The sequence below is a fragment of the Luteimonas sp. Soil_C_16 genome (assembly GCF_057657295.1).
The window spans coordinates 317,178-339,740 of the sequence record NZ_JBDGIS010000005.1 but is presented as its reverse complement, the minus strand read 5'-3'; the positions used below and the strand labels follow the sequence as shown (position 1 = coordinate 339,740).

Here is a 22,563-nt window from a genome sequence, read left to right as displayed (position 1 = left end):
GCGCACCCTCCGTGATGATCAACCTCCGATACCGCCATCCAGCTCGGGATACTGGCGGAAAATCCCCTGCGTGTTGAACGCCAGCCGTCGCTCCGATGCCAGGTACGCCACAATGTTCGGGCGTTCGGCGATGCGCGCTTCCAGCTTGCGCAGCTGCGGAATCTTCGGCCCCAGCGCCTGCATCGCCTCCGGATACGCGTAATCGAGCCCCCGCATGAGCTGGAACAGCGACAGGTCGACATACGAATGCGCGCCCAGCGCATGCCCATTGCCGCGATCGACCACCTGCTCGAAATAGCTCAGAAACTTCGGCAACCGGTTCGTTCGCAGATCGGCGGCGCGGCGCTTCGCCGCGTCTTTCTGGTCTTCGTAATACGCGGCGCTGGCGATCGGGTGGTGGCTGTCGTGGATCTCGGTGACGAGGTCGGCAATGGTGAGCTGCAGTTGCAGCGCCTGCAGCCGCGCGGCTTCGCATTCGGGCACGAGATCGAGGCGGGGCCCGAGGAAGTGCAGGATGTTGGCGACCTGGGCGACCACGAGATCGTCCGATACCAGGAACGGCGGCGCGAACGGCCGGGCGCCGGTGCGGTCGCCATCGAGAAAGGGCTGCATCGCGTCGTCGCCGTCCACGCGGGCCACGTCGACGTAGTCGGCGCCGGCGTCCTCCAGCGCGAGCCGCACGAACTCGCCGCGACCCTGGATGCCGGTCCAGTAATAGAGCTGGTAGGTCATGTGCGGCTCCACGAGAAGGAAGGCGGCTACCGTAGGACCGCCCGCGCAAGCGGCAGGTGAGGGCGGCGGAGGATTCCGTTGCGCCCCGGACGCCTTGCCGGCCCCGACCGCTTGCAACACACCGCTTCGACCGCATCTGTTGGACATTGCCGGCACGGCCGGCCCCGATCTCCCGAGGATTTCCCGATGCGGATGGACAAGCTCACTTCGCGTTTCCAGCAGGCATTGAGCGACGCGCAGTCGCTGGCCGTGGGCCGCGACCACAATTTCATCGAACCGGTGCATCTGTTGCTGGCGCTGCTGGACCAGCAGGGCGGCGGCACGCGGCCGCTGCTCGGCCAGGCCGGCGTCAACGTGCCGGTGCTGCGCGAGCGCCTGACCGAGGCGATGGACCGGCTGCCCAAGGTCACCGGCCAGGCCGGCCAGCTGTCGGTCGGCAACGATCTCTCCCGCCTGCTCAACGTGACCGACAAGCTGGCCCAGCAGCGCGGCGATGCGTTCATCGCGTCCGAACTGTTCGTGCTGGCGGCGCTCGACGACGGTGGCGACGCCGGCAAGGCGCTCAAGGCCGCCGGCGCCGACAAGGCGCGCCTCGAAGCCGCGATCACCAAGGTACGCGGCGGCGAAAGCGTCAAGGACGAGAACGCCGAGGACGCGCGCCAGGCGCTGGAGAAATACACGATCGATCTGACCGCGCGTGCCGAGAGCGGCAAGCTCGATCCGGTGGTCGGCCGCGACGAGGAAATCCGCCGCACGATCCAGGTGCTGCAGCGGCGCACGAAGAACAATCCCGTACTGATCGGCGAACCGGGCGTGGGCAAGACCGCGATCGTCGAAGGCCTGGCCCAGCGCATCATCAACAACGAAGTGCCCGAAGGCCTGCGCGGCAAGCGTGTGCTCTCACTCGACATGGGCGCGCTGATCGCCGGCGCCAAGTTCCGCGGCGAGTTCGAGGAGCGCCTGAAGGGCGTGCTCAACGATCTGTCGAAGAACGAGGGCCAGATCATCCTCTTCATCGACGAACTGCACACCATGGTCGGCGCCGGCAAGGCCGAAGGTTCGATGGACGCCGGCAACATGCTCAAGCCCGCGCTCGCGCGCGGCGAGCTGCACTGCATCGGCGCGACCACGCTCGACGAGTATCGCAAGTACGTCGAGAAGGACGCCGCGCTGGAGCGTCGCTTCCAGAAGGTGTTCGTCGGCGAGCCGAGCGTGGAAGACACGATTGCGATTCTGCGCGGCCTCAAGGAACGCTACGCAGTGCACCACGGCGTGGAGATCACCGATCCGGCGATCGTCGCCGCGGCCACGCTGTCCAACCGCTACATCGCCGACCGCCAGCTGCCCGACAAGGCCATCGACCTGATGGACGAGGCGGCGTCGCGCATCCGCATGGAGATCGACTCCAAGCCCGAGGAGCTCGATCGCAAGGAACGCCGCCTGATCCAGCTCAAGATCCAGCGCGAGGCGCTGAAGAAGGAGAAGGACGCCGAGTCGAAGCAGCGCCTGGCCGATCTCGAAGCCGAGATCGCCACGCTCGAGCGTGACTACAACGACATGGAAGAAGTCTGGAAGGCCGAGAAGGCCAGCGTGCAGGGCGCCACGAAGATCAAGGAACAGATCGAGGCGGCCAAGCTCGATCTCGAGTCCGCGCAGCGCACGCAGGACTACGCGCGCATGAGCGAGATCCAGTACGGGCGCATTCCCGAACTCGAAAAGCAGCTCAAGGCGGCGCAGGAGGCCGAGACCCAAGGCTTCACCCTGCTGCAGGACAAGGTGACCGCCGAGGAGATCGCCCAGGTCGTCGCGCGCTGGACCGGCATTCCGGTCAGCAAGATGCTTGAGGGCGAGCGCGAGAAGCTGCTGGCGATGGAATCCCAGCTGCACACGCGCGTGATCGGCCAGGAGGAAGCGATCAAGGTCGTGTCCGATTCGGTGCGCCGCTCGCGCGCCGGACTCAGCGATCCCGATCGCCCGACCGGCTCGTTCCTGTTCCTCGGCCCGACCGGCGTGGGCAAGACCGAACTGTGCAAGGCGCTGGCCGAGTTCCTGTTCGACAGCCAGGACGCCATGGTCCGCATCGACATGAGCGAGTTCATGGAGAAGCACTCGGTCGCGCGCCTGATCGGTGCGCCTCCGGGCTACGTCGGCTACGAGGAAGGCGGGTATCTGACCGAGGCCGTGCGGCGTCGCCCGTACAGCGTGATCCTGCTCGATGAAGTGGAGAAGGCGCATCCGGACGTCTTCAACATCCTGTTGCAGGTGCTTGACGACGGTCGCCTGACCGATGGCCAGGGCCGCACGGTCGACTTCCGCAATGTCGTCATCGTGATGACCTCGAATCTCGGCTCGCACCAGATCCAGGAGATGAGCGAGCGCGGCACCGATGCCGACAGCGCCGAGGGCTACACGCAGATGAAGGCGGCGGTGATGGGCGTGGTGCAGGCGCACTTCCGTCCGGAGTTCATCAACCGGCTCGACGACATCGTCGTGTTCCACCCGCTGCAGAAAGCGCAGATCCGCGAGATCGCGAAGATCCAGCTGCGTGGTCTCGACAAGCGTCTGGCCGAACGCGGACTGCGCATCGAAGTCTCGGATGCCGCGTTCGATCTGCTCGGCAATGTCGGTTTCGATCCGGTCTACGGCGCGCGCCCGCTCAAGCGCGCGATCCAGCAGCAGCTGGAGAACCCGCTGGCGCAGCGCATCCTCTCGGGCGCGTTCGTCAGTGGCGACACCATCAAGGTCGATGCCGTTGGCGGGCAGCTGGCGTTCGAACAGGGCTGATCGCGTCCGCGTCTGCGCCGGTCCATCGCATCCGCGGTGACCGGCGCTCGGGCACGATGAGGTCGTTGAAAGCGCAGCGCCTTGACGCGTGCTCACGCGGCGGCTGCCACGATGGCGTTCGTCCGCAGTCCGAGGCACGTCCATGCGCATCCTGATCACCGGCGGCAGCGGCTTCATCGGCAGCGCGCTGACCGCCCGTCTGCAGCGCGACGGCGCGCACGTCACCTGGTTGTCGCGGCGCGCGTCGACGCCGTCGCCCGAAGGTGTGGATGTCCGCGACTACGCTTCGCTCTGGGCCGACGACCGCTTCGATGCGGTGGTCAATCTCGCCGGCGCCGGCATCGCCGACAGCCGCTGGAGCGCGTCGCGCAAGCAGACGCTGCGTGACAGCCGGCTGATTCCGACGGGCGTGCTGACCGACTGGATCCGCTCGGCGCACACGCCGCCCAGGGTCCTGCTCAGCGGCTCTGCGATCGGCTGGTACGGCGCGCAGGGCGATGCGCCACTGGACGAAGACAGCGCGCCGCACGACGAATTCCAGCATCGGCTGTGCGCCGACTGGGAAGCCGCGGCGCGAGTTGCCGAGGATCGCGTGCCGGTGGTGCTGCTGCGTACCGGCGTCGTGCTGCATCCGGCCGGCGGCATGCTGCAGCGTCTGCGGATGCCGTTCCAGTTCGGACTCGGCGCGCGTCTGGGCGATGGTCGCCAGGTGCTGAGCTGGATCGCGCGCGAGGACTGGATCGATGCGGCGGTGTCGCTGCTGCGCGCGCATCTCGAGGGCGCAGCCGATGCGCCGACCGGCGCCTTCAATCTCACCGCGCCCGAGCCGGTCGCCAATACCCGGTTCACCCGCGCGCTGGCCGATGCCCTGCGGCGCCCGGCGCTGTTGGCGGTGCCGGCCAAGGCGCTCGAACTCGGTCTGGGCGAGATGGCGACACTGCTCGTCGACGGCCAGTGCGTGCTGCCCGCGCGTCTGCAACAGCGTGGCCACGCGTTCGCCTGGCCGACGCTGGAGCCGTATCTGGAATCCGTGCTGCGCTGAGCCACGTTACGCCGAGGCCGCGCTGCGCAAGATCGGGTACGCGTACCGTCCGCCGGAACCGGATACTCGTGGCAAGCCCATCGCGAGCGCTGCCATGAAAGCCGACACCCGGACCCGTCTCGCACCGCGTATCGCCGCTGTCGCCGGGCACCTGCACGACATCGTCGCCGAGGGCGCGGCGCTGCCGCCGCTGGAGACGCTCGCGCGCCAGGCCAGCCTGTCGCCGTTCCATTTCCATCGTGTGTGGCGCGCGGCGACCGGCGAAACGTTGGGCCGCACCCTGACGCGACTGCGCCTGTCCCGCGCGCTGCAGTTGCTGGCCGCGGGCGAGACGGTCACGCACGCTGCGCTCGCGGTCGGTTATGCCAGTCCGCAGGCTCTGGCCCGCACGTTCCGGCAGACGCTCGACGTCACGCCTGCCCAGTTGCGCGGCCGGACAGCGCAGGCGACTGCGTTGCTGGATCGGCTGCAACCGCCTTCGCCGCAGACGTTCGAACCCGTGACCGTCGAGCTGGTTGAGATCGCGCCGTTCGAGGTCGTGGCGCTGCGCGCGCGTGGCGCGTTCGACGATCTCGACGATGCCTTCGGCCGTCTGTTCGGCTGGGCCGAAACGGCCGGCGTGGTGGAAGGGATCGAAGCGCTGATCGGCGTGCCCTTGGGCGATCACCGCGACCTGCCACCGCACGCGTTGCAGTTCGATGCCGCGCTGCAGCTGTCGATTCCGGCGCGTGTGCCGCGGCCGCTGCGCAGGCTGACGATCGGCGGTGGCCGCCACGCCCGCGTGCGCCACGTCGGTGCGTACTCGGGGCTGGAAGACATGACCGATCGTCTGCTGGCGCAGTGGTGGCCTGCAAGCGGCGAACGCCTGCGCGATGCGCCGCTGCATTACCACTTCCTCGACGATCCCGAGCAGGTGGCCGAAGCCGATCTTCGCGCCGACATCCTGTTGCCGCTGGTCGACTGAGGCGCGGCGCTCAGTCCGCAAGGACGCGCATTGGATCGTCCGGCGTCTGCTGCAGACGCGCCCGCAGTCGCGCCATGCCGGCGGTCGCGGTCAATGACCAGTGCGCGGTCGCACGTGACGACAGCGGCGTCGCCCGCGGATTGATGTCGAGCACCGGCGTGCCTGCGCGCAGTGCGCGTTCGGGCAGGCCGGCGGCCGGCCACACCAGTGACGCGGTGCCGACGACGACCAGCAGATCGCAGGCGTCGACCGCCGCTTCGGCCGCGTCCCAGGCCTCGGCCGGCAATGCTTCTCCGAACCACACGACATCGGGCCGGAATGCTGCGCCGCAGGCCGCACATGCCGGCGGGGTTTCACGCGACCCGCCTTCCGGTGGCGAAGGCGGCGCGAGAATCGGGTCTGGCGTGATGCGTGCACCGCAGCCGATGCAGCGCGAGGCCAGCAGCCGGCCATGCAGGTGCAGCACGTCGCGTGCACCGCCGCGTTCGTGCAGATCGTCGACGTTCTGGGTGATCACGGTCAGCGCGTGCCCGTCATCGGCGAGCGCGGCGACATCGACGTGGGCGGCATTCGGCGCGGCCGCGGCGACCATTGCCGCGCGCCAGCGGTACCAGCCCCAGACGAGCGCGGGATCGGCGCGGAATGCGTCTTCGGTGGCCAGGCGCTCGGCGTCGAAGCGCGCCCACAGGCCGGTCAGCGCATCGCGGAATGTCGGAATGCCGCTCTCGGCCGAGATGCCGGCACCGCTGAGGACGACCAGGCGCATCGTCAGCCCGGCTGCGGCGCCTCGACCGGCACCGACCCCGGACGCACCGGACGGAACGGCGGCGTCGACATCACCATCTCGGCCAGCGAATACGCGAGCTCGCGTTCGGCCAGCACCGCGCCGTCGGCGCCGTGCTGCAGCAGATGTTTGACCTCGCCGTCGCTGTGCGCGCGGGCCAGCACGGTGAGCGCCGGATTGACCGCCTTCATGCGCTCGATCGCCTCGCCGGCCTCCAGCGCCTGCGGAATCGCGAAGATCGCCAGCGCCGCGCGGTCGGGTGCCGCGTCGAGCATCACCGGTTCCGACGCGATGTTGCCGCGCACGACGGTGAAGCCACGTTCGCGACCGCGGCGCACCAGTTCGTTGTCGTCCTCGACAACGACCAGCGGCACGCCGCGCTGCTTGAGCAGATCGGCCAGCTGGCGGCCGACGCGGCCGTAGCCGACGAGGATCGCGTGGCCGTGCAGATCGTCCGGCACGCCGTGTTCGGGCGGCAGCGGCGCTTCGTGCGCGGCCGACGCAGCACGCGCGGCGAGCTCCTGTTTCGCCTGCCAGCGGTCGAGCCAGCCGAACAGCAGCGGATTGACCACGATCGACAGCAGCGCGCCGGCCAGCACCAGATCGCGCCCGGTTTCGGGCAGCAGCTTCAGCGCGACGCCGAGGCCGACGAGGATGAAGGAGAACTCGCCGATCTGCGCGAGGCTGGTCGAGATCGTCAGCGCCGTCGAACGCGGATGCTTGAACAGCCGCACGATGTAATACGCGGCGATCGACTTGCCGACCACGATGATCAGGAAGGTCGCCAGCACCTGCCACGGGTGTTCGACGAGGATCATCGGGTTGAACAGCATGCCCACCGAGACGAAGAACAGCACCGCGAACGCGTCGCGCAGAGGGAGCGAATCGTTCGCGGCCTCGTGGCTGAACTCCGATTCGTTGAGCACCATGCCGGCGAAGAACGCGCCCAGCGCGAACGACACGCCGAACAGCGCGGATGCACCGAAGGCCACGCCGAGCGCGATCGCCAGCACCGACAGGGTGAACAGTTCGCGCTGGCCGGTGCCGGCGATGCGCTCGAGCACCCACGGAATCACCCGGCGGCCGACCAGCAGCATCACCGCGACGAAGGCGCTGACCTTGACCAGCGTCCACAGGATCATCAGCGTGATCGCGCCGGCGCCCGGCGGCGTGTCGCCACCGCGATCGGTGTAGATGTCGGCCAGCACCGGCAGCAGCACCAGCGCCAGCACCATGACCAGATCCTCGACGATCAGCCAGCCGACCGCGATCTTGCCGCGCCGGGTATCCAGCAATCGCCGCTCTTCCATCGCGCGCAGCAGCACCACCGTACTGGCGACCGACAGCGCGAGGCCGAACACGAAGCCGCTGACCATCGGCCAGCCCATCAGCCACGCCAGCACCCAGCCCAGCACGGTCGCGACGGTGATCTGCGCGATGGCGCCGGGAATCGCGATGGACTTCACGTCCATCAGATCCTTGAGCGAGAAGTGCAGGCCGACGCCGAACATCAGCAGCATCACGCCGATTTCGGCGAGCTGGTTGGCGAGGTCCTGATCGGCGACGAAGCCGGGGGTGAACGGTCCGACGATGATGCCCGCGACCAGATAGCCCACCAGCGGCGAGAGCCGCAACTTGTTGGCGAGCGCGCCGAACACGAAGGCCATGCCGAGGCCGACGGCGACGATGTTGATCAGGTCGGTGTTGTGCGGCATCGAGGCTTCGCGCTGGACTGGTCTTGCAGTGTCGCCGACGCATTGCGACAGGGGCAAGCAGCAATGTGTGCGTTCTTCGTCGAATTTCGGTGTTGGCGGCGGGAAAGGTCGGGAACGGGCGGGAATGTGCCGGTCAAACGGACGGGACCGATATTGCAGCGAGCGCCTGCGCTCGGCCTCGGGCATGCGCGGCTGCTGCCAAGTCTCTCTTCGGGGTCCGATGGCAATCGATAAACCAAAGCACCCGAAGCAGTGAACCTGACGACCCGACAGCGGCTGGGCGGGCGCGGGCCGCGCCGAGCGCGCCATGGAGGGCGCGCGCCCGAGTCAGGGCACGACGCCCTGACCGAGGGACGAGCGGTCTGGGCCCGCCCTGCCGCTGCGTTTCCGAAGTGATGTCTTTGGATCTGAGCTCACGAAGCACTCAGGAGAAAATCCGGAACCCCGAAACGACGATGCCCCGGCAAGCCGGGGCATCGAAGCGCAAACGACGAAGCCGATTACCAGTTGTAGGCGACCTTCGCGTAGGCGAACGCGCCGCCGAATCCGAACGGCGAGAGGTTGCTGTAGGGGAACTGCCCGTTGGTCGAGTTGCCGAAGATGTTCTCGTCCGGGTACTCGTTGAGCACGTTGTCCGCGCCCAGTGTCAGGGCCCAGTTGTCGCCCGGCTTGAACGTCGCCGACAGGTCGAGCAGCCACTTGGCGCCGTACTTCTGGTCGAGCGCCGCGTTGTTCGGCGTCGTGCGCACGCTGCCGTAGCGCGTGGTCGACACCGCGAGCGCCCAGTCGTCCACGTTCCAGGTGCCCGACAGCAGCAGCTTGTTGCGCGGGAAGCCATCCTCGATGCGGCCGATCTCGACGCGATCGATGCGCTCGAGGTTCAGACCGTTCTGCGCCAGCTCCTCCGGATTCGCCGCGATGCGGGTGATCTCGGTCTTGGTGTGGTTGTAGCCGGCGGTCAGATCGAGGCTGCTGGCGGCGAGATCCCAGCGGTAGCTGCCGACGACGTCGATGCCGCGCGTGCGCGTGTCGATGGCATTGGTGAAGTAGCGGCCGCCGGTGATGCCGAAGATGCCCTGCGATTCGAGCAGGCGACGCACCGCATCACCGGTGAGGTTGGACGACAGCGCGATACGGTCGTCGACGTCGATCTGGTAGGCGTCGACGGTGACGTAGAGATTGTCGACCGGCTGCAGCACCAGGCCCAGGCTGTAGGACAGCGATTCCTCGGGCTTCAGCGCCTCGGCGCCGAAGGCCTGCGCGACCGGGCTGCTGGCCGGGAAGGTGCGGATCTCGAACGGCGTGGTGATGCCGGCGATGAAGGTCGTGCTGACGGTCTGGAAATACTGCTGCGCCAGCGACGGTGCGCGGAAGCCGCTCGACACCGTGCCGCGCAGCGCGATCGCATCGTTGAACGCGTAACGCGCCGAGAGCTTGCCCGAGACCTGGCTGCCGAAATCGTCGTAGTCCTCGTAACGCGCTGCGGCGCCGGCCGAGAACTGTTCGGTGAGATCCGCTTCCAGGCCCGCGTACACCGCGTGGCTGTCACGGTCGAACGCACCGGCGACTTCCGGCGCGAAGCCGCCGAAGCCCTGCGCACCCGCGCCCGCACCGGGCACGCCGCGGCCGGCGTTCGCGTACGAACCGAACTCGCCCGGCGACTGGTTCCACTTCTCGTTGCGACCTTCCACGCCGAACGACAGCGTCGCCGGATAGGCCAGGCCGAGTTCCAGCGGGCGGCTGATGTCCAGGTTGACGATGTTCTGCGTGGTCTCCAGCGCGCCGTCGTAGAACGACGTCGGCGAGGTCGCGCCCAGGCTCGCGTTGAGCGTGTTACGCGTATAGAACTCGAGATGGTTGTAGCCGTAGTTGTAGCTCAGGTCCCAGTTCCACTCGCCGGCGTGGCCCTTGACGCCCGCGACCAGCGACCGGTCCTTGGAGATGTTGTTGATCTCCGGCAGGAAGCCGTCGGGATAGATGCTGCGGATGTTCTGCGCGGTGTTGCCGGGCGCGCGGAAGAACGCGAACGAGGTGATGTCGCGATTGCTCGCGGTACCGAAGCCGTAGACGCTGATGCTGTCGGTCAGGGCGATGTCGGTGTTGAAACCGACCGCGCCGAAATCGACTTCCGGCTCGCCGATCACGAAGGCCTTCTGGCCGAGCGCGGGCTGGGTGACGCCGGGCGTGCCCGCGAACGGACGCGCGCGGTTGGTTTCTTCCTGCTGGCCGACCTGCGCCGACAGATGCAGGAAGCCGCGCTCACCGAGCGCCAGGCCGGTGTCGCCGGCGATCTGGGTCTGCTTGCCGTCGCCGGCCGAGTACTGGCCCGCGCTCACCGACAGGCTGCCGCCTTCGGACGATCCCTTCAGCACCACGTTGACGACGCCGGCGATCGCATCGGAACCGTACTGCGCCGAGGCACCATCGCGCAGCACTTCGACGCGGTCGATCGCCGAGATCGGAATGGTGTTGAGATCGACCGGCGACGAGCCGCGGCCGATCGTGCCGTTGAGGTTGAGCAGCGACGAGGTGTGGCGGCGCTTGCCGTTGACCAGCACCAGCACCTGGTCGGGCGCGAGGCCGCGCAGCTGCGCCGGGCGGATCGCCGAGGTGCCGTCGGTCAGCGCGGGGCGCGGGAAGTTCAGCGAGGGCAGGGCGCGGGCGAGCGCCGTCGCAAGTTCAGTGGTGCCGGAGGCGGTCAGCGTCTCGGACGTGATGATGTCGATCGGCGATTGCGACTCGGCGACGGTGCGGTCGCTGACGCGGGTGCCGGTGACGATCAGCGTGTCGAGCGTGGAGGTGCGTGCCTGCGTGTCGGCGGGCGACTGCTGGGCGAACGCGGCGGTCGGGAACACCAGTGCCGCGGCGACGGCGAGGGTCAAACGGTGGGGGCGAAGCATCGGGGGAGGCCTGTTGTTGGAAATTCGTAAAGGCGATTGGAGCGCGTCGTCCTGAAAACGTCAATGATGATAAAAATGCGATCCAATCGTTCCTTGTGTAGAACGAAGGTATCGGCCGCACACGACGACGCCCCGGTAGGCCGGGGCGTCGAGGATTCGCGGCATGACGCGCGGGTTTACCAGCGGTAGGCGGCGTTCGCGTAGACGAAGGCGCCGTTGAAGCCGAACGGCGAGCTGCCGCTCCACGGCAGCTGGCCGCCTGTGGAGTTCGCGAACAGCACTTCGTCCGGATACTCGTTGAGCACGTTGTCGCCGCCGACGGTGAACTTCCACTTGTCGAGCGCGTAGGAGAACGCGAGATCCAGCGTCCAAGCCGCGTCGAAGGTCTGGTCGAGCGCGGCGGTGCTGCCGAGCACGCTGAACTCGCCGTAGCGCGTGGCATTGGCCGTCGCTTCGAACCCACCCGCCGTCCAGGTGCCGCCGAGCAGGACCTTGTCGCGCGGCGCGCCGACCTCGAAGCGGCCGCGTTCGACCCGGTCGAAGCGCACCGCGGTCGGATCGATCGCGGTCAGCGTGGCCGGGTTCTCGGCCACCCGGTCGATCGTGGTCTTGTTGTAGTTGTAGCCCAGCGTCAGATCGAGCTGGCTGTTCGCCAGCGCCCAGCCGTAGGTGCCGACCAGATCCACGCCCTTGGTCGTGGTGTCGATGGCATTGGTGAAGTAGCGACCGCCGCCGACGCCCGCGAAGCCGTTGGCCTGCAGGTAGTTGCGCACCGGCGTCGATGTCAGATTGGCCGACAGCGAGATGCGGTCCTCGACCTTGATCTGGTAGGCGTCGACGGTGACGTAGAGGTTGTCGACCGGTTGCAGCACCAGACCCAGGCTGTAGTTGGTCGACTCCTCGGCGCGCAGCGGTTCGGCGCCCAGCGCGATCGCCGCCGGGTTGGTCACGCGGAAGGTCACGATGTCGAACGGCAGCGTGCCCTGCGGCGTCGCGATGAAGTTCGTCGCGGTCGACTGGAAGTACTGCTGCTGCAGCGACGGCGCGCGGAAGCCGGTCGAGGCCGTCGCGCGCAGGGCGATGGCATCGGTGAACTCGTAGCGGCTGGAGATCTTGAAGTTGCTGGTGTCGCCGAAATCGCTGAAGTCCTCGAAGCGACCGGCCACGCCCAGCGACAGCTTGTCGGTGAGGTCGGCTTCCAGGCCCGTGTAGAACGACAGCGCGTTGCGGTCGAACTCGCCGCCGTCGCCGGGACGGAAGCCCGCGAACACCTGCGCGCCCGGCAGCGGCGTGGTCTGGCCGGGCGCGACGACGCCGCCGTTCGCATACGACGCCGGTGCGCCCGGCGATTGGATGAAGCCGTCGCCGCGCCACTCGGCGCCGTAGGACCAGGTCACCGGATAATCGAGGCCCCATTCGAGCTGCTTGCTCAGATCGAGATTCAGCACGTGCTGGCGGACTTCCAGTGCGCCGGCGTAGAACTCGGTCGGCGACGTCGGCCCCAGGCTCCGGTTGAGCGTGTTGAGGATGTCGAACGTCATCTCGCTGTCGCCGTAGGTGTAGCTGAAGTCGATCGCGGTGCCGCCCGCGGTCTCGGCCTTGAAGCCGGCGGTGAAGTGGTGGTCGGTGGTGACGTTGTTGATCTGCGGCAGGAAGCCGTCGGGATAGATCGACGGGATGTTGCGCGGGTCGCCGGCCGGGCGGAAGAAGCCGTTCGAGAGCGAATCGCGCTTGGTATAGATGCCGGTGCCGTAGAACTGCAGGTATTCGGTCACCGGCAGTTCGGCGTTGAACGTCACCGAGCCGTGGTCGACTTCGGGATCGCCCTGGCGCTGCACGACGCGACCGAGCGGCGCGGTGGTCGGGCCGGGCGTGCCGATGAAGGGCCGCGCGCGGTTGGTCTGGTCCTGGTGCGCGCCCTGCGCGGACAGGTGCACGAAGCCGTCGTCGCCGATGCCGAAGCCGGCATCCGCCAGCACCTGGTACTGCGCGCCGTCACCGGCGCTGTACTGGCCGTAGCGCGCGGACACGCCACCGCTGCCGGCGCGTCCCTTGAGCACGATGTTGATCACGCCGGCGATCGCGTCCGAGCCGTACTGCGCCGACGCACCATCGCGCAGCACTTCGACGCGTTCGATCGCCGAGATCGGAATGGTGTTGAGGTCGACCGGCGACGAACTGCGGCCCTGCGAGCCGTTGACGTTGACCAGCGCGCCGGAGTGGTAGCGCTTGCCGTTGACCAGCACCAGCACGTGGTCCGGCGACAGGCCGCGGATCTGCGCGGGGCGCACCGCGTCGGTGCCGTCATTGATTGCCGGGCGCGGGAAGTTCAGCGACGGCAACGCGCGCGACAGCGCGGTCGCCAGTTCCGGCGTGCCGGTGGCGGTGAGCGTCTCCGGCGTGAGGATGTCGATCGGCGATTGCGATTCGGCCACCGTGCGATCGGACACGCGTGTGCCGGTGACGATCAGGGTGTCGAGCGTGCGCGGGCCTTGCCCGGCGGGTGTGTCCTGGGCGAGGACGGGGCCTGCGGCGAGCGATGCGAGCAGGGCCAGATGCAGCGGGTGTCGGGTCATGCGGCGGTCCTCGTGGGGGTAGGAGAGCGATGCGTGCGAAACGACTGCCCTTCGGCTTTAACACGCACGTAACAAACCGGTCAAAGGTTTCATCGGTATCGATGGCCGCTTCTGCCCCGGTTCCGCGTTCAAGCGATCCACGCACGGAATCCGCCGCCGGCACGTGCCGGAAAGCCGCCCGACAGGCGGCGTCCGGTAGAATCAGCGCCATGATCTCTTTCAAGAATTTCGCCCTGCGGCGCGGCGAACGGCTGCTGCTGTCCGAAATGGACCTGACCATGCATGCCGGCTGGCGCGTGGGCGTCGTCGGCCGCAACGGCACCGGCAAGTCCTCCCTGTTCGCGGCCGTGCGCGGCGAGGTCGAGGCCGACAAGGGCGATCTCGACCTGCCCAACCGCCTGCGCCTGGCGAGCATCGCCCAGGAAATGCCGTCGCTGCCGGACCCGGCCATCGACTTCGTGCTCGGCGGCGACGCCGCCGTGGCCGCCGTGCTCAAGGCCGAGGCCGATGCGCTGGCCGCGGAAGACTGGGAAGCCGTCGCCGACGTGCACCTGCGCATGGCCGAAGTCGGCGCCTACGATGCCGGCGCGCGCGCCGGCAAGCTGCTGCACGGTCTGGGGTTTCCTGCGGAGACCCACCAGCGCGCCGTCGCGACGTTCTCCGGCGGCTGGCGCGTGCGCCTGAATCTCGCCCGCGCGCTGATGACGCCCAGCGACATGCTGCTACTCGACGAGCCGACCAACCATCTCGATCTCGACGCGGTGCTGTGGCTGGAGCAGTGGCTGCTGAAGTACCCGGGCACGCTGCTGCTGATCTCGCACGACCGCGAGTTCCTCGACAACGTCTGCACCCACACGCTGCATCTGCATGGCGGCAAGGCCAAGCTCTATTCCGGCGACTACACCTCGTTCGAGCGCCAGCGCTCCGAGCAGTTGCGCCTGCAGCAGATCACCCACGAGAAGTCGCAGGCCGAAAAGGCGCATCTGCAGAAGTTCATCGACCGCTTCAAGGCCAGCGCGGCCAAGGCCAAGCAGGCGCAGTCGCGGGTCAAGCGCCTGGCCAAGATGGCCGACACCGAAGCGGTGCGCGCCGAGCGCGAGGTGCAGATCGATTTCCCCGCGCCGGTGAAGCTGCCGCATGCGCTGCTGCGCATCAATCACGGCACCTGCGGCTATCCGGCCGCGGACGGGCAGGTCGTCATTCTCGACAACGTCGGCTTCGGTCTCGAAGCCGGCGACCGCATCGGTCTGCTCGGCCCGAACGGCGCGGGCAAGTCGACGCTGGTCAAGACGCTGGTCGGCGAACTGCGGCTGCTGGCCGGCGAGCGCTATGCGCACCCGGACCTGCGCATCGGTTACTTCGCCCAGCACACGGTGGAATCGCTGGTCGCCGGCACGTCGCCGATCGACCACCTGCGCGAGATCTCGCCGACCGCGTCGATCCAGTCGTTCCGCGATTTCCTCGGCAAGTGGAGCTTCCCCGGCGATCGCGCATTCGAAAGCATCGACGGCTTCTCCGGCGGCGAACGCGCGCGTCTGGCGCTGGCGCTGATCGCGTGGCTGCAGCCGAACGTGCTCCTGCTCGACGAACCGACCAACCATCTCGATCTGGAAATGCGCGAGGCCTTGGCCGAAGCGCTCAGCGACTTCGCCGGCGCGATCGTGCTGGTCTCGCATGACCGTCACCTCATCGGCCTGGTCAGCGACACCTTCTGGCGTGTGTCCGACGGCGTGGTGATTCCGTTCGACGGCGACCTCGACGAATACGCCGCGTGGCTGCGCGCGCGCGGCAATGCCGGCGAACTGCGCACGCCGCCGCCGACCAAAGCCGCCGCGCCTGTACCTGCCGCCGCACCGGCCGCGGCGCGTCCGAAGGCCAATCCGCACAAGCTGCAGAAGGCCGAAGGGCGCGTGGCCGAACTCGAGCAGGCGCTGTCGGAGATCGACGGCGCACTCGCCGATCCGGCGACCTACGCCGATCCCGACAAGGCCACGTCGCTCGGCCAGCGCCAGGCCGCGCTGCGCGCCGAACTCGAACAGGCCGAGGGCGATCTGCTGGCGCTGTACGAGGCCGCGTGATCACGATCCCCGGGTTCGCCCGGGTTGCCGCTCCTGCGGGTGCCGGTTAGGGTGATGCGATGAACCCGAATCCGCTCCGACTCGCCCTGCTCGCCACCGTGATTTCGCTCGCCGCCTGTGGTGGGAAGGAATCCGCCGAACCCGCGCCGCCCGCCGCGGCCAATCCCACCGCCGATGCCGCCGCCGCTGCCGCGGCGGTCGATGCCGCCACCCAGCGCGTGCCCGCCGACGAATTCCTCGCCGCGATCGCGCGCCACTGCGGCGAAGCCTTCGCCGGCCGCATCATCACCAACGAGCCGGCGCCTGCGCCGGGCGCCGAGCCTGATCCGTTCGAAGGCAAGGAACTGGTGATGCACGTGCGCGACTGCAGCAACCGCAAGGAAGAGCTGCGCATCCCGTTCCATGTCGGCGACGACCACTCGCGCACCTGGATCCTGACCCGCACCGAACACGGCCTGCGTCTGAAGCACGACCACCGCATGCCCGATGGCAGCGACGATCCGGTGACCATGTACGGCGGCGAATCGCAGAACGCCGGCACCGCGCAGCGCCAGGAATTCCCGGTCGATGCCGAATCGATCGCGCTGTTCGAGAAGGAAGGCCTCGACGCTTCGGTCACCAATACCTGGGCGATGGAAATCGAGCCCGGCAAGCGCTTCGTCTACGAGCTGGCCCGTCCGGGCGGCCGCAAGTTCCAGGTCGAGTTCGACCTGACCAAGACCGTCGCCGCCCCGCCGACACCCTGGGGCTACTGATCCGGCACGGGCGCCCTCGATGCGGCGCCCGCTCCGATCCCGCACAATCGCGCCCCCGGCCGGCTTGAACCGGCCCGGGGCGTCCTCATGTCCGTCTCCCTGAATTCCTCGCAGCGTCCCGCCATGCCGATCTATGCCTTCCAGTGCGCCGAATGCGGCCACAGTTTCGACCGTCTGCAGAAGATGTCCGATCCCGATCCCGACACCTGCCCGGAATGCGGCGCGTCCGCGGTCAAGCGGCAGCTCACCGCGCCGTCGTTCCGCCTCGCGGGCAGCGGCTGGTACGAGACCGACTTCAAGAAGGACGGCGACAAGAAGCGCAATCTGGTCGAGAGCAGCGGCACCACGTCCGGCGGTGACAAGCCGGCGGCCGATGCACCTGCGGCCAAGACCGAGTCCAAGCCCGCGGCCAGCGAATCCAAGCCGGCGGCCAAGCCTGCCGCGAAGCCCGCTTCGGCGGACTGACGCCCCGTCAGCCGCGCGTGCCGCGGCGACGCCTTAAACTAGCGGGCTTCCATCCAGCACGACCGTCGCCACGGCGGCCCGTGCGCCCGCGCTTTCGTGTCCGGAGTTCCCATGCGTACCCATTTCTGCGGCCTGATCGACGAATCGCTGATCGGCCAGACCGTCACCCTGTGCGGCTGGGCCGACGTCGCCCGCGACCTCGGCGGCGTCTGCTTCATCGACCTGCGCGACCACGAGGGCATCGTGCAGGTGGTCGCGGAATCGTCGGATGCGGACGGCAACGCCGCCGTCGTCGCGACCGCGGAGCAGGTGGGCTACGAGGATTGCCTGCGCATCACCGGTACGGTGCGCGCGCGGCATTCGGTCAACGCGAAGATCCGCACCGGCCAGGTCGAGATCGTCGCCACGCAGATCGAGGTGTTGAACAAGGCCGAGCCGCTGCCGTTCCACCATCACGAGAACCCGGGCGAGGAAACGCGCCTGAAGTACCGCTATCTCGACCTGCGCCATCCGGAGATGCAGCGCCGGATGCGCACGCGCACGAAGCTGGTCAGCGCGCTGCGCCACTGGCTCGACGACAAGGGTTTCCAGGACATCGAAACGCCGATCCTGACGAAGGCGACGCCGGAAGGCGCGCGCGACTTCCTGGTGCCAGCGCGCATGCATCCGGGCGAGTTCTACGCATTGCCGCAGTCGCCGCAGCTGTTCAAGCAGATCCTGATGATGGCGGGCTTCGACCGCTACTACCAGATCGCGCGCTGCTTCCGCGACGAGGCGCTGCGCGCCGACCGCCAGCTGGAATTCACCCAGCTCGACATGGAGTTCGCGTGGGTGTCGGAGCGCGACGTGCAGGATCTCGTCGAGGCGATGATCCGCGACGTGTTCCGCGATGTCGCCGGCGTCGAGCTCGCCGCCGAATTCCCGCGCATGACCTACGCGGAAGCCATGCGCCGCTACGGGTCCGACAAGCCGGACCTGCGCATCGCACTGGAGCTGGTCGACGTCGCCGATCTGGTCAAGGACAGCCAGTTCGCGGTGTTCACCGGTCCGGCTGCTGATGCCGGCGGCCGCGTGTGCGCGCTGCGCATTCCGGGCGGCGCGAGTCTGAGCCGCAAGCAGATCGACGAGTACGCCGCGCACGCCGCGAAGTACGGCGCGAAGGGCCTGGCCTACATCAAGATTTCGGAGGCGGGCGAGGTCAGCTCGCCGATCCAGAAGTTCTTCGACGAGGTCGCGTTCGCCGCGCTGGTGTCGCACGTCGGCGCCGGCAATGGCGACCTCGTGTTCTTCGGCGCCGGCAAGTATTCGACCGTCAGCGACTTCATGGGCGCGGTGCGACTGAAGGCCGGCAAGGATTTCAACCTGGTCGCCGACGGTTGGGCGCCGCTGTGGGTCACCGACTTCCCGATGTTCGAATGGGACGACGAGGCGCAGCGTTACGTCGCCCTGCATCACCCCTTCACCGCGCCGTCGGTCGACGACGAGGCCGACCTGCGCGCGAACGCCGCGACGGCCGTGTCGCGCGGTTACGACATGGTGCTCAACGGCAACGAGATCGGCGGCGGTTCGATCCGTATCCACCGCTCCTCGATGCAGTCGGCGGTGTTCGAGCTGCTCGGCATCGGCGCCGAGGAAGCGCAGGCGAAGTTCGGCTTCCTGCTCGACGCGCTGAAGTACGGCGCGCCGCCGCATGGCGGCATCGCGTTCGGCATCGACCGCATCGCCGCGCTGATGGCCGGTACCGAATCGATCCGCGACGTCATCGCATTCCCGAAGACCACCGGCGCGCAGTGCCTGATGACCGATGCGCCGTCGCCGATCGCGGATGCGCAGCTGGCCGAAGTGCACATCCAGGTCCGGCCGGTCGCACCGAAGCCGGCGGCCTGATCGCGCGATGACGACGCTCCGCCGCGCCACCGTCGACGATGCGCAGACGCTGTCCACGCTGGCCGCGCGTACGTTCACCGAAACCTTCGGCCATCTGTATCCGCCGGCGGATCTCGCGGCGTTTCTCGCCGATGCGTACGCGGTGGAGAAGCAGTGCACGATCCTCGCGCATCCCGACTACGCGGTCTGGCTGCTGGAACACGAGGGCGAGGCGATCGGCCACGCGGCGGCCGGCCCATGCGGACTGCCGCACGCTGACGTTGCGCCCGGCGACGGTGAGCTCAAACGCCTGTATCTGGTGCAGGGCCACCAGGGCGGCGGCAACGGCACGCGGATGATGGACGCCGCGATGGATTGGCTGCTGCGAGACGGTCCGCGCACGCTGTGGGTCGGCGTGTGGTCGGAGAACCTCGGCGCGCAGCGCTTCTACGCGCGCCACGGCTTCGAGCAGGTCGGTGACTACTTCTTCCCGGTCGGCGCGATCAACGATCTGGAATTCATCCTGCGCCGTCCGGCGCAGGGCTGAGCGGGACGCGCCAGGCGCGTCCCACCCACCTGCGACTTACTCGGCGATCGACAACGTCACGTCGATGTTGCCGCGGGTCGCATTCGAGTACGGGCACACGATGTGCGCGGCGTCGACCAGGGTCTGCAGCTGCTCGCGATCCACGCCGGGCGCCGAGATGGTGAGATCGGCCTGGATGCCGAAGCCGGTCGGAATCTTGCCGATGCCGACCTTGCCGGTCACGGTGGTCTCGGCCGGCAGCGTGACCTTGTGCTGGCCTGCGACGAACTTCAGCGCGCCGAGGAAGCAGGCCGAGTAGCCGGCCGCGAACAGCTGCTCGGGATTCGTGCCCGGGCCGCCGGCGCCGCCGAGTTCGCGCGGGGTCGACAGGGTGACGTCGAGGACGTTGTCGGACGAGGTGGCGCGGCCTTCGCGGCCGCCGGTGGCGCTGGCGGTGGCGGTGTAAAGCACGGTGTCGATGGACATCGGAAAATCTCCTGTCGGACCGGTCACGGGATGCGCCGGCGAGGTGGCCATCGTGCACGGTCGCGGACGACGATTGGTGATACAAAGTCCATCAAACTTGTCCCGGAGTCCTGTCATGGTTGATCGTCTCGCGGCATTGCTCGACCGCTTTCCGATCACGGCGCGTGTCGATCCGCTCGGCGACGGCGCGCCGGGCGCCGCGCTGTGGTTGCTCCGCGACGGCGCCATCGCGCTGCCGGGTACCGGCGCGTGGACGGGCCCCGGGCTGCTGTTGCAGCCGCGCATCGAGGCCCGCGACGCGGTCAGCCCCGAAGCCGGCGCGGCCTGGATGCGCGTGCGGCTGTTGTTCGAAGGCGGCGCCGACAGCCCGCTGGCCACGGCATTGCCGGGCGCGCTGTGGGTCTCGCCGGATGCGTTGCCGGGTTCGCAGGGCCTGCTGGCATTGCTGTTCGAGGAGGCCTTCGACGGGCGCTGCGGGCGCACCGCGCTGATCGAGCGGCTGGTCGAAGCGTTGCTGGTGCAGGTGCTGCGCCAGCAGATGGAGGCGGGCGCGTTGCAGGGCGGATTGCTGGCCGGCATGGCGCATCCGCGGTTGCGGCGCGCGCTGGTGGCGATGCACGAGGCGCCGGCGCAGCCGTGGTCGCTGGAAACACTCGCGGACGCGGCCGGCATGTCGCGCAGCGCCTTCGCCGATGCGTTCCGCGAGGCGATCGGGCAGACGCCGGGCCAGTATCTGCAGGCCTGGCGCATCGGCCTCGCGCAACGCGCGCTGCGCCGCGGGCGGCCGCTGAAACTGATCGCCGACGAGGTGGGTTACGGCAGCGAGGCGGCGCTGTCGCGCGCGTTCAAGGCGCACAGCGGCGTATCGCCGCGGGCCTGGCGACAGGCGCGGGTGGCAAGCGAGGCCGTCGCGTGAGCGCTGCGCCGACGCGCGTGCTGCTGCTGCACGGCATCTGGATGGTCGGCCTGACGATGCGCCGATTCGCGCGTGGCCTGGCCGAGGCCGGCTTCGAACCTGAGATCATCGGTTACCCCAGCATCGCGGGTGGCCCGGATGCGGCGGCCGAACGCCTCGCCGATGCCTTCGCGCAAGGCCCGGCGCACGTCGTCGGCCACAGTCTCGGCGGCCTGTCGGCGCTGCGGGCGGCGGGCGCGGCGCTGGATCTGCCGGTGGGCCGTATCGTGTGCCTGGGCTCGCCGGTGTGCGGCAGCGGCGCGGCGCATGCGCTGTCGCGGGTGCCGATGTCGCATCTGTATTTCGGCCGCAGCGCCGACCTGCTGCATGCCGGCTGCGTCGAATGGCCGGCCGGCCTCGAGGTAGGCATGGTCGCCGGCTGCGTGCCACGCGGACTGGGCGCGCTGCTGGCGCGGTTCGACGGGCCGCACGATGGCACGGTGTCGGTCGAGGAAACCCGGGCGCCCGCGCTGGCCGACCACATCGTGGTGCAGGCCAGCCACAGCGGCCTGCTGCTGTCGGCCGACGCGGTGCGGCAGACCGTCGGATTCCTGCGCCACGGCCGCTTCGAGCACGCGCGACCCGGGCATGCGGAGTAAAATCGCCGGCTTCCAACGCCAACAGACCTGACGACCCATGGGACGAGGACCTTCGATCGAGGCCCGCAAGAACGCGACCGACGCCAAGCGCGGCAAGATCTTCACCAAGATCATCCGCGAAATCGGTGTGGCCGCGCGTGCCGGCGGCGGTGATCCGTCGAACAACCCGCGCCTGCGCACGGCGATCGACAAGGGCATGGCGCAGAACATGACCAAGGATGTGGTCGAGCGCGCGATCAAGAAGGCGACCGGCGAGCTCGAAGGCGTCGAGTACGAGGAAATCCGCTACGAGGGCTACGCGCCCGGCGGCGTCGCGGTGATCGTCGACACGCTGACCGACAACCGCGTGCGTACCGTGGCCGAAGTCCGCCACGCGTTCGGCAAGTGCGGCGGCAACATGGGCACCGAAGGCTCGGTCGCCTTCATGTTCAAGCGCCTGGGCGTGCTGAGCTTCGAGGGCATGGACGAAGACGCGGTGACCGAGGCCGCGATCGAGGCCGGCGCCGACGACGTCGTGGTGTATCCCGAGGACGGCGCGATCGACGTGGTCACCAGCGCGGACGCGTTCGAATCCGTGCGCGATGCGATGGCGGCCGCGGGCATCGTCGCGGGCCACGCGGAGGTGACGTTCCGCGCCGACAACGACATCGCCGTCGACGGCGAGACGGCGGAGCAGGTGCGCAAGATGCTCGACCTGCTCGAGGATCTCGACGACGTACAGGCCGTCTATTCGAACGCGCAGTTCGAGGGCTGAAGACCCCCGTGACCCGCATCCTGGGCATCGATCCCGGTTCGCAGCGCACCGGGGTCGGCATCATCGACGTGGATGCGGCCGGCAAGGTCACGCACGTGTTCCATGCGCCGCTGGTGCTGGTGACCGCGGGTGAGTTTCCTGCGCGCCTGCGACGCCTGCTCGACGGGCTGACCGCGCTGATCGTCGAGCACCGGCCCGACGAGGTCGCGATCGAGAAAGTGTTCATGGCGCGCAATCCGGACTCTGCGCTCAAGCTCGGCCAGGCGCGCGGCGCCGCGATCGGTGCAGTCGTGTTGCGCGATCTGCCCGTCAGCGAATACGCCGCCACCGAGGTCAAGCTGGCGGTGGTCGGGCGGGGCAGCGCCGAGAAGGCGCAGATTCAGCACATGGTCGGGCTGATGCTCGGCTTGAGCGGCAAGTTGCAGGCCGACGCCGCCGACGCCCTGGCGGTCGCGATCACCCATGCGCACGTCAGCGCCACCGCGAAGCGGCTCGGCGTCGGCGTGAAGCAGGCCTGGGGGCGCAAAGGATGAACGCCGGCGCCATCGGACACGCGCATCGCGCTGAATCCATCGCGTGCTG

The 22,563-nt window shown here is 68.6% G+C and carries 18 protein-coding genes; 12 read left to right on the top strand and 6 right to left on the bottom strand.

Annotated features, from left to right (window positions below; all coding sequences use genetic code 11):
• Window positions 1-18: 18 nt before the first annotated feature.
• Complete coding sequence (locus AC3A5T_RS12060) at window positions 19-732, bottom strand: glutathione S-transferase (protein ID WP_487628773.1); 714 nt, start codon at window positions 730-732, stop codon at window positions 19-21.
• A 186-nt stretch (window positions 733-918) separates the two neighbouring features.
• Between AC3A5T_RS12060 and clpB the strand changes: the two genes are divergently transcribed.
• From clpB to AC3A5T_RS12045, 3 genes are all read left to right on the top strand, one after another.
• On the top strand, window positions 919-3,516 hold the full coding sequence (gene clpB, locus AC3A5T_RS12055) for an ATP-dependent chaperone ClpB (RefSeq protein ID WP_487628772.1): 2,598 nt from the start codon (window positions 919-921) through the stop codon (window positions 3,514-3,516).
• A gap of 142 nt (window positions 3,517-3,658) precedes the next feature.
• Window positions 3,659-4,558, top strand: a complete 900-nt coding sequence (locus AC3A5T_RS12050) for a TIGR01777 family oxidoreductase (RefSeq protein ID WP_487628771.1) — start codon at window positions 3,659-3,661, stop codon at window positions 4,556-4,558.
• Window positions 4,559-4,652: 94 nt separating this feature from the next.
• Window positions 4,653-5,522 (top strand): AraC family transcriptional regulator, encoded by an 870-nt coding sequence (locus tag AC3A5T_RS12045; protein ID WP_487628770.1) that lies wholly within the window; start codon window positions 4,653-4,655, stop codon window positions 5,520-5,522.
• A gap of 10 nt (window positions 5,523-5,532) precedes the next feature.
• Here the strand turns inward: AC3A5T_RS12045 and AC3A5T_RS12040 are convergent, their stop codons facing one another.
• The 4 genes from AC3A5T_RS12040 to AC3A5T_RS12025 all read right to left on the bottom strand — a co-directional run bounded on the left by AC3A5T_RS12040 (window position 5,533) and on the right by AC3A5T_RS12025 (window position 13,497).
• Window positions 5,533-6,288, bottom strand: coding sequence for an SIR2 family NAD-dependent protein deacylase (locus tag AC3A5T_RS12040; protein ID WP_487628769.1), 756 nt, complete (start codon window positions 6,286-6,288; stop codon window positions 5,533-5,535).
• 2 nt (window positions 6,289-6,290) lie between these two features.
• Complete coding sequence (gene ybaL, locus AC3A5T_RS12035) at window positions 6,291-8,021, bottom strand: YbaL family putative K(+) efflux transporter (protein WP_232138238.1); 1,731 nt, start codon at window positions 8,019-8,021, stop codon at window positions 6,291-6,293.
• Window positions 8,022-8,521: 500 nt separating this feature from the next.
• A complete protein-coding gene (locus AC3A5T_RS12030) occupies window positions 8,522-10,921 on the bottom strand; it encodes a TonB-dependent receptor plug domain-containing protein (protein ID WP_487628768.1) in 2,400 nt (799 codons plus the stop codon).
• A gap of 176 nt (window positions 10,922-11,097) precedes the next feature.
• Window positions 11,098-13,497 carry a TonB-dependent receptor plug domain-containing protein gene (locus tag AC3A5T_RS12025; RefSeq protein WP_487628767.1) on the bottom strand — a complete coding sequence of 800 codons (2,400 nt, stop codon included), beginning with the start codon at window positions 13,495-13,497 and terminating at the stop codon, window positions 11,098-11,100.
• A 209-nt stretch (window positions 13,498-13,706) separates the two neighbouring features.
• Between AC3A5T_RS12025 and AC3A5T_RS12020 the strand changes: the two genes are divergently transcribed.
• The 5 genes from AC3A5T_RS12020 to AC3A5T_RS12000 all read left to right on the top strand — a co-directional run bounded on the left by AC3A5T_RS12020 (window position 13,707) and on the right by AC3A5T_RS12000 (window position 19,208).
• Window positions 13,707-15,575: an ABC-F family ATP-binding cassette domain-containing protein gene (locus tag AC3A5T_RS12020; protein WP_487628766.1), complete on the top strand. Its 1,869-nt coding sequence runs from the start codon at window positions 13,707-13,709 to the stop codon at window positions 15,573-15,575.
• A gap of 59 nt (window positions 15,576-15,634) precedes the next feature.
• Window positions 15,635-16,330, top strand: a complete 696-nt coding sequence (locus AC3A5T_RS12015; protein ID WP_332078355.1) for a hypothetical protein — start codon at window positions 15,635-15,637, stop codon at window positions 16,328-16,330.
• 123 nt (window positions 16,331-16,453) lie between these two features.
• Window positions 16,454-16,795 (top strand): FmdB family zinc ribbon protein, encoded by a 342-nt coding sequence (locus tag AC3A5T_RS12010; protein ID WP_487628765.1) that lies wholly within the window; start codon window positions 16,454-16,456, stop codon window positions 16,793-16,795.
• Window positions 16,796-16,906: 111 nt separating this feature from the next.
• Window positions 16,907-18,682, top strand: coding sequence for an aspartate--tRNA ligase (gene aspS / locus AC3A5T_RS12005; protein ID WP_487628764.1), 1,776 nt, complete (start codon window positions 16,907-16,909; stop codon window positions 18,680-18,682).
• A gap of 7 nt (window positions 18,683-18,689) precedes the next feature.
• Entirely contained in the window at window positions 18,690-19,208 is a 519-nt protein-coding gene (locus AC3A5T_RS12000) for a GNAT family N-acetyltransferase (protein ID WP_487628763.1), read from the top strand.
• Between the two features lie 36 nt (window positions 19,209-19,244).
• Here AC3A5T_RS12000 and AC3A5T_RS11995 read toward each other — a convergent pair whose 3' ends face one another.
• A complete protein-coding gene (locus tag AC3A5T_RS11995) occupies window positions 19,245-19,673 on the bottom strand; it encodes an organic hydroperoxide resistance protein (protein ID WP_487628762.1) in 429 nt (142 codons plus the stop codon).
• Between the two features lie 115 nt (window positions 19,674-19,788).
• Between AC3A5T_RS11995 and AC3A5T_RS11990 the strand changes: the two genes are divergently transcribed.
• The 4 genes from AC3A5T_RS11990 to ruvC are packed head-to-tail and all read left to right on the top strand — an operon-like array spanning window position 19,789 to window position 22,514.
• Window positions 19,789-20,589, top strand: a complete 801-nt coding sequence (locus tag AC3A5T_RS11990; protein ID WP_487628761.1) for a helix-turn-helix domain-containing protein — start codon at window positions 19,789-19,791, stop codon at window positions 20,587-20,589.
• Complete coding sequence (locus tag AC3A5T_RS11985; protein WP_487628760.1) at window positions 20,586-21,227, top strand: esterase/lipase family protein; 642 nt, start codon at window positions 20,586-20,588, stop codon at window positions 21,225-21,227. The genes AC3A5T_RS11990 and AC3A5T_RS11985 overlap by 4 nt, the downstream gene beginning before the upstream one ends.
• Window positions 21,228-21,264: 37 nt before the next feature.
• Window positions 21,265-21,981 (top strand): YebC/PmpR family DNA-binding transcriptional regulator, encoded by a 717-nt coding sequence (locus tag AC3A5T_RS11980; RefSeq protein ID WP_487628759.1) that lies wholly within the window; start codon window positions 21,265-21,267, stop codon window positions 21,979-21,981.
• An 8-nt stretch (window positions 21,982-21,989) separates the two neighbouring features.
• Window positions 21,990-22,514, top strand: a complete 525-nt coding sequence (gene ruvC, locus AC3A5T_RS11975) for a crossover junction endodeoxyribonuclease RuvC (protein WP_487628758.1) — start codon at window positions 21,990-21,992, stop codon at window positions 22,512-22,514.
• The last annotated feature ends 49 nt before the right edge of the window (window positions 22,515-22,563 follow it).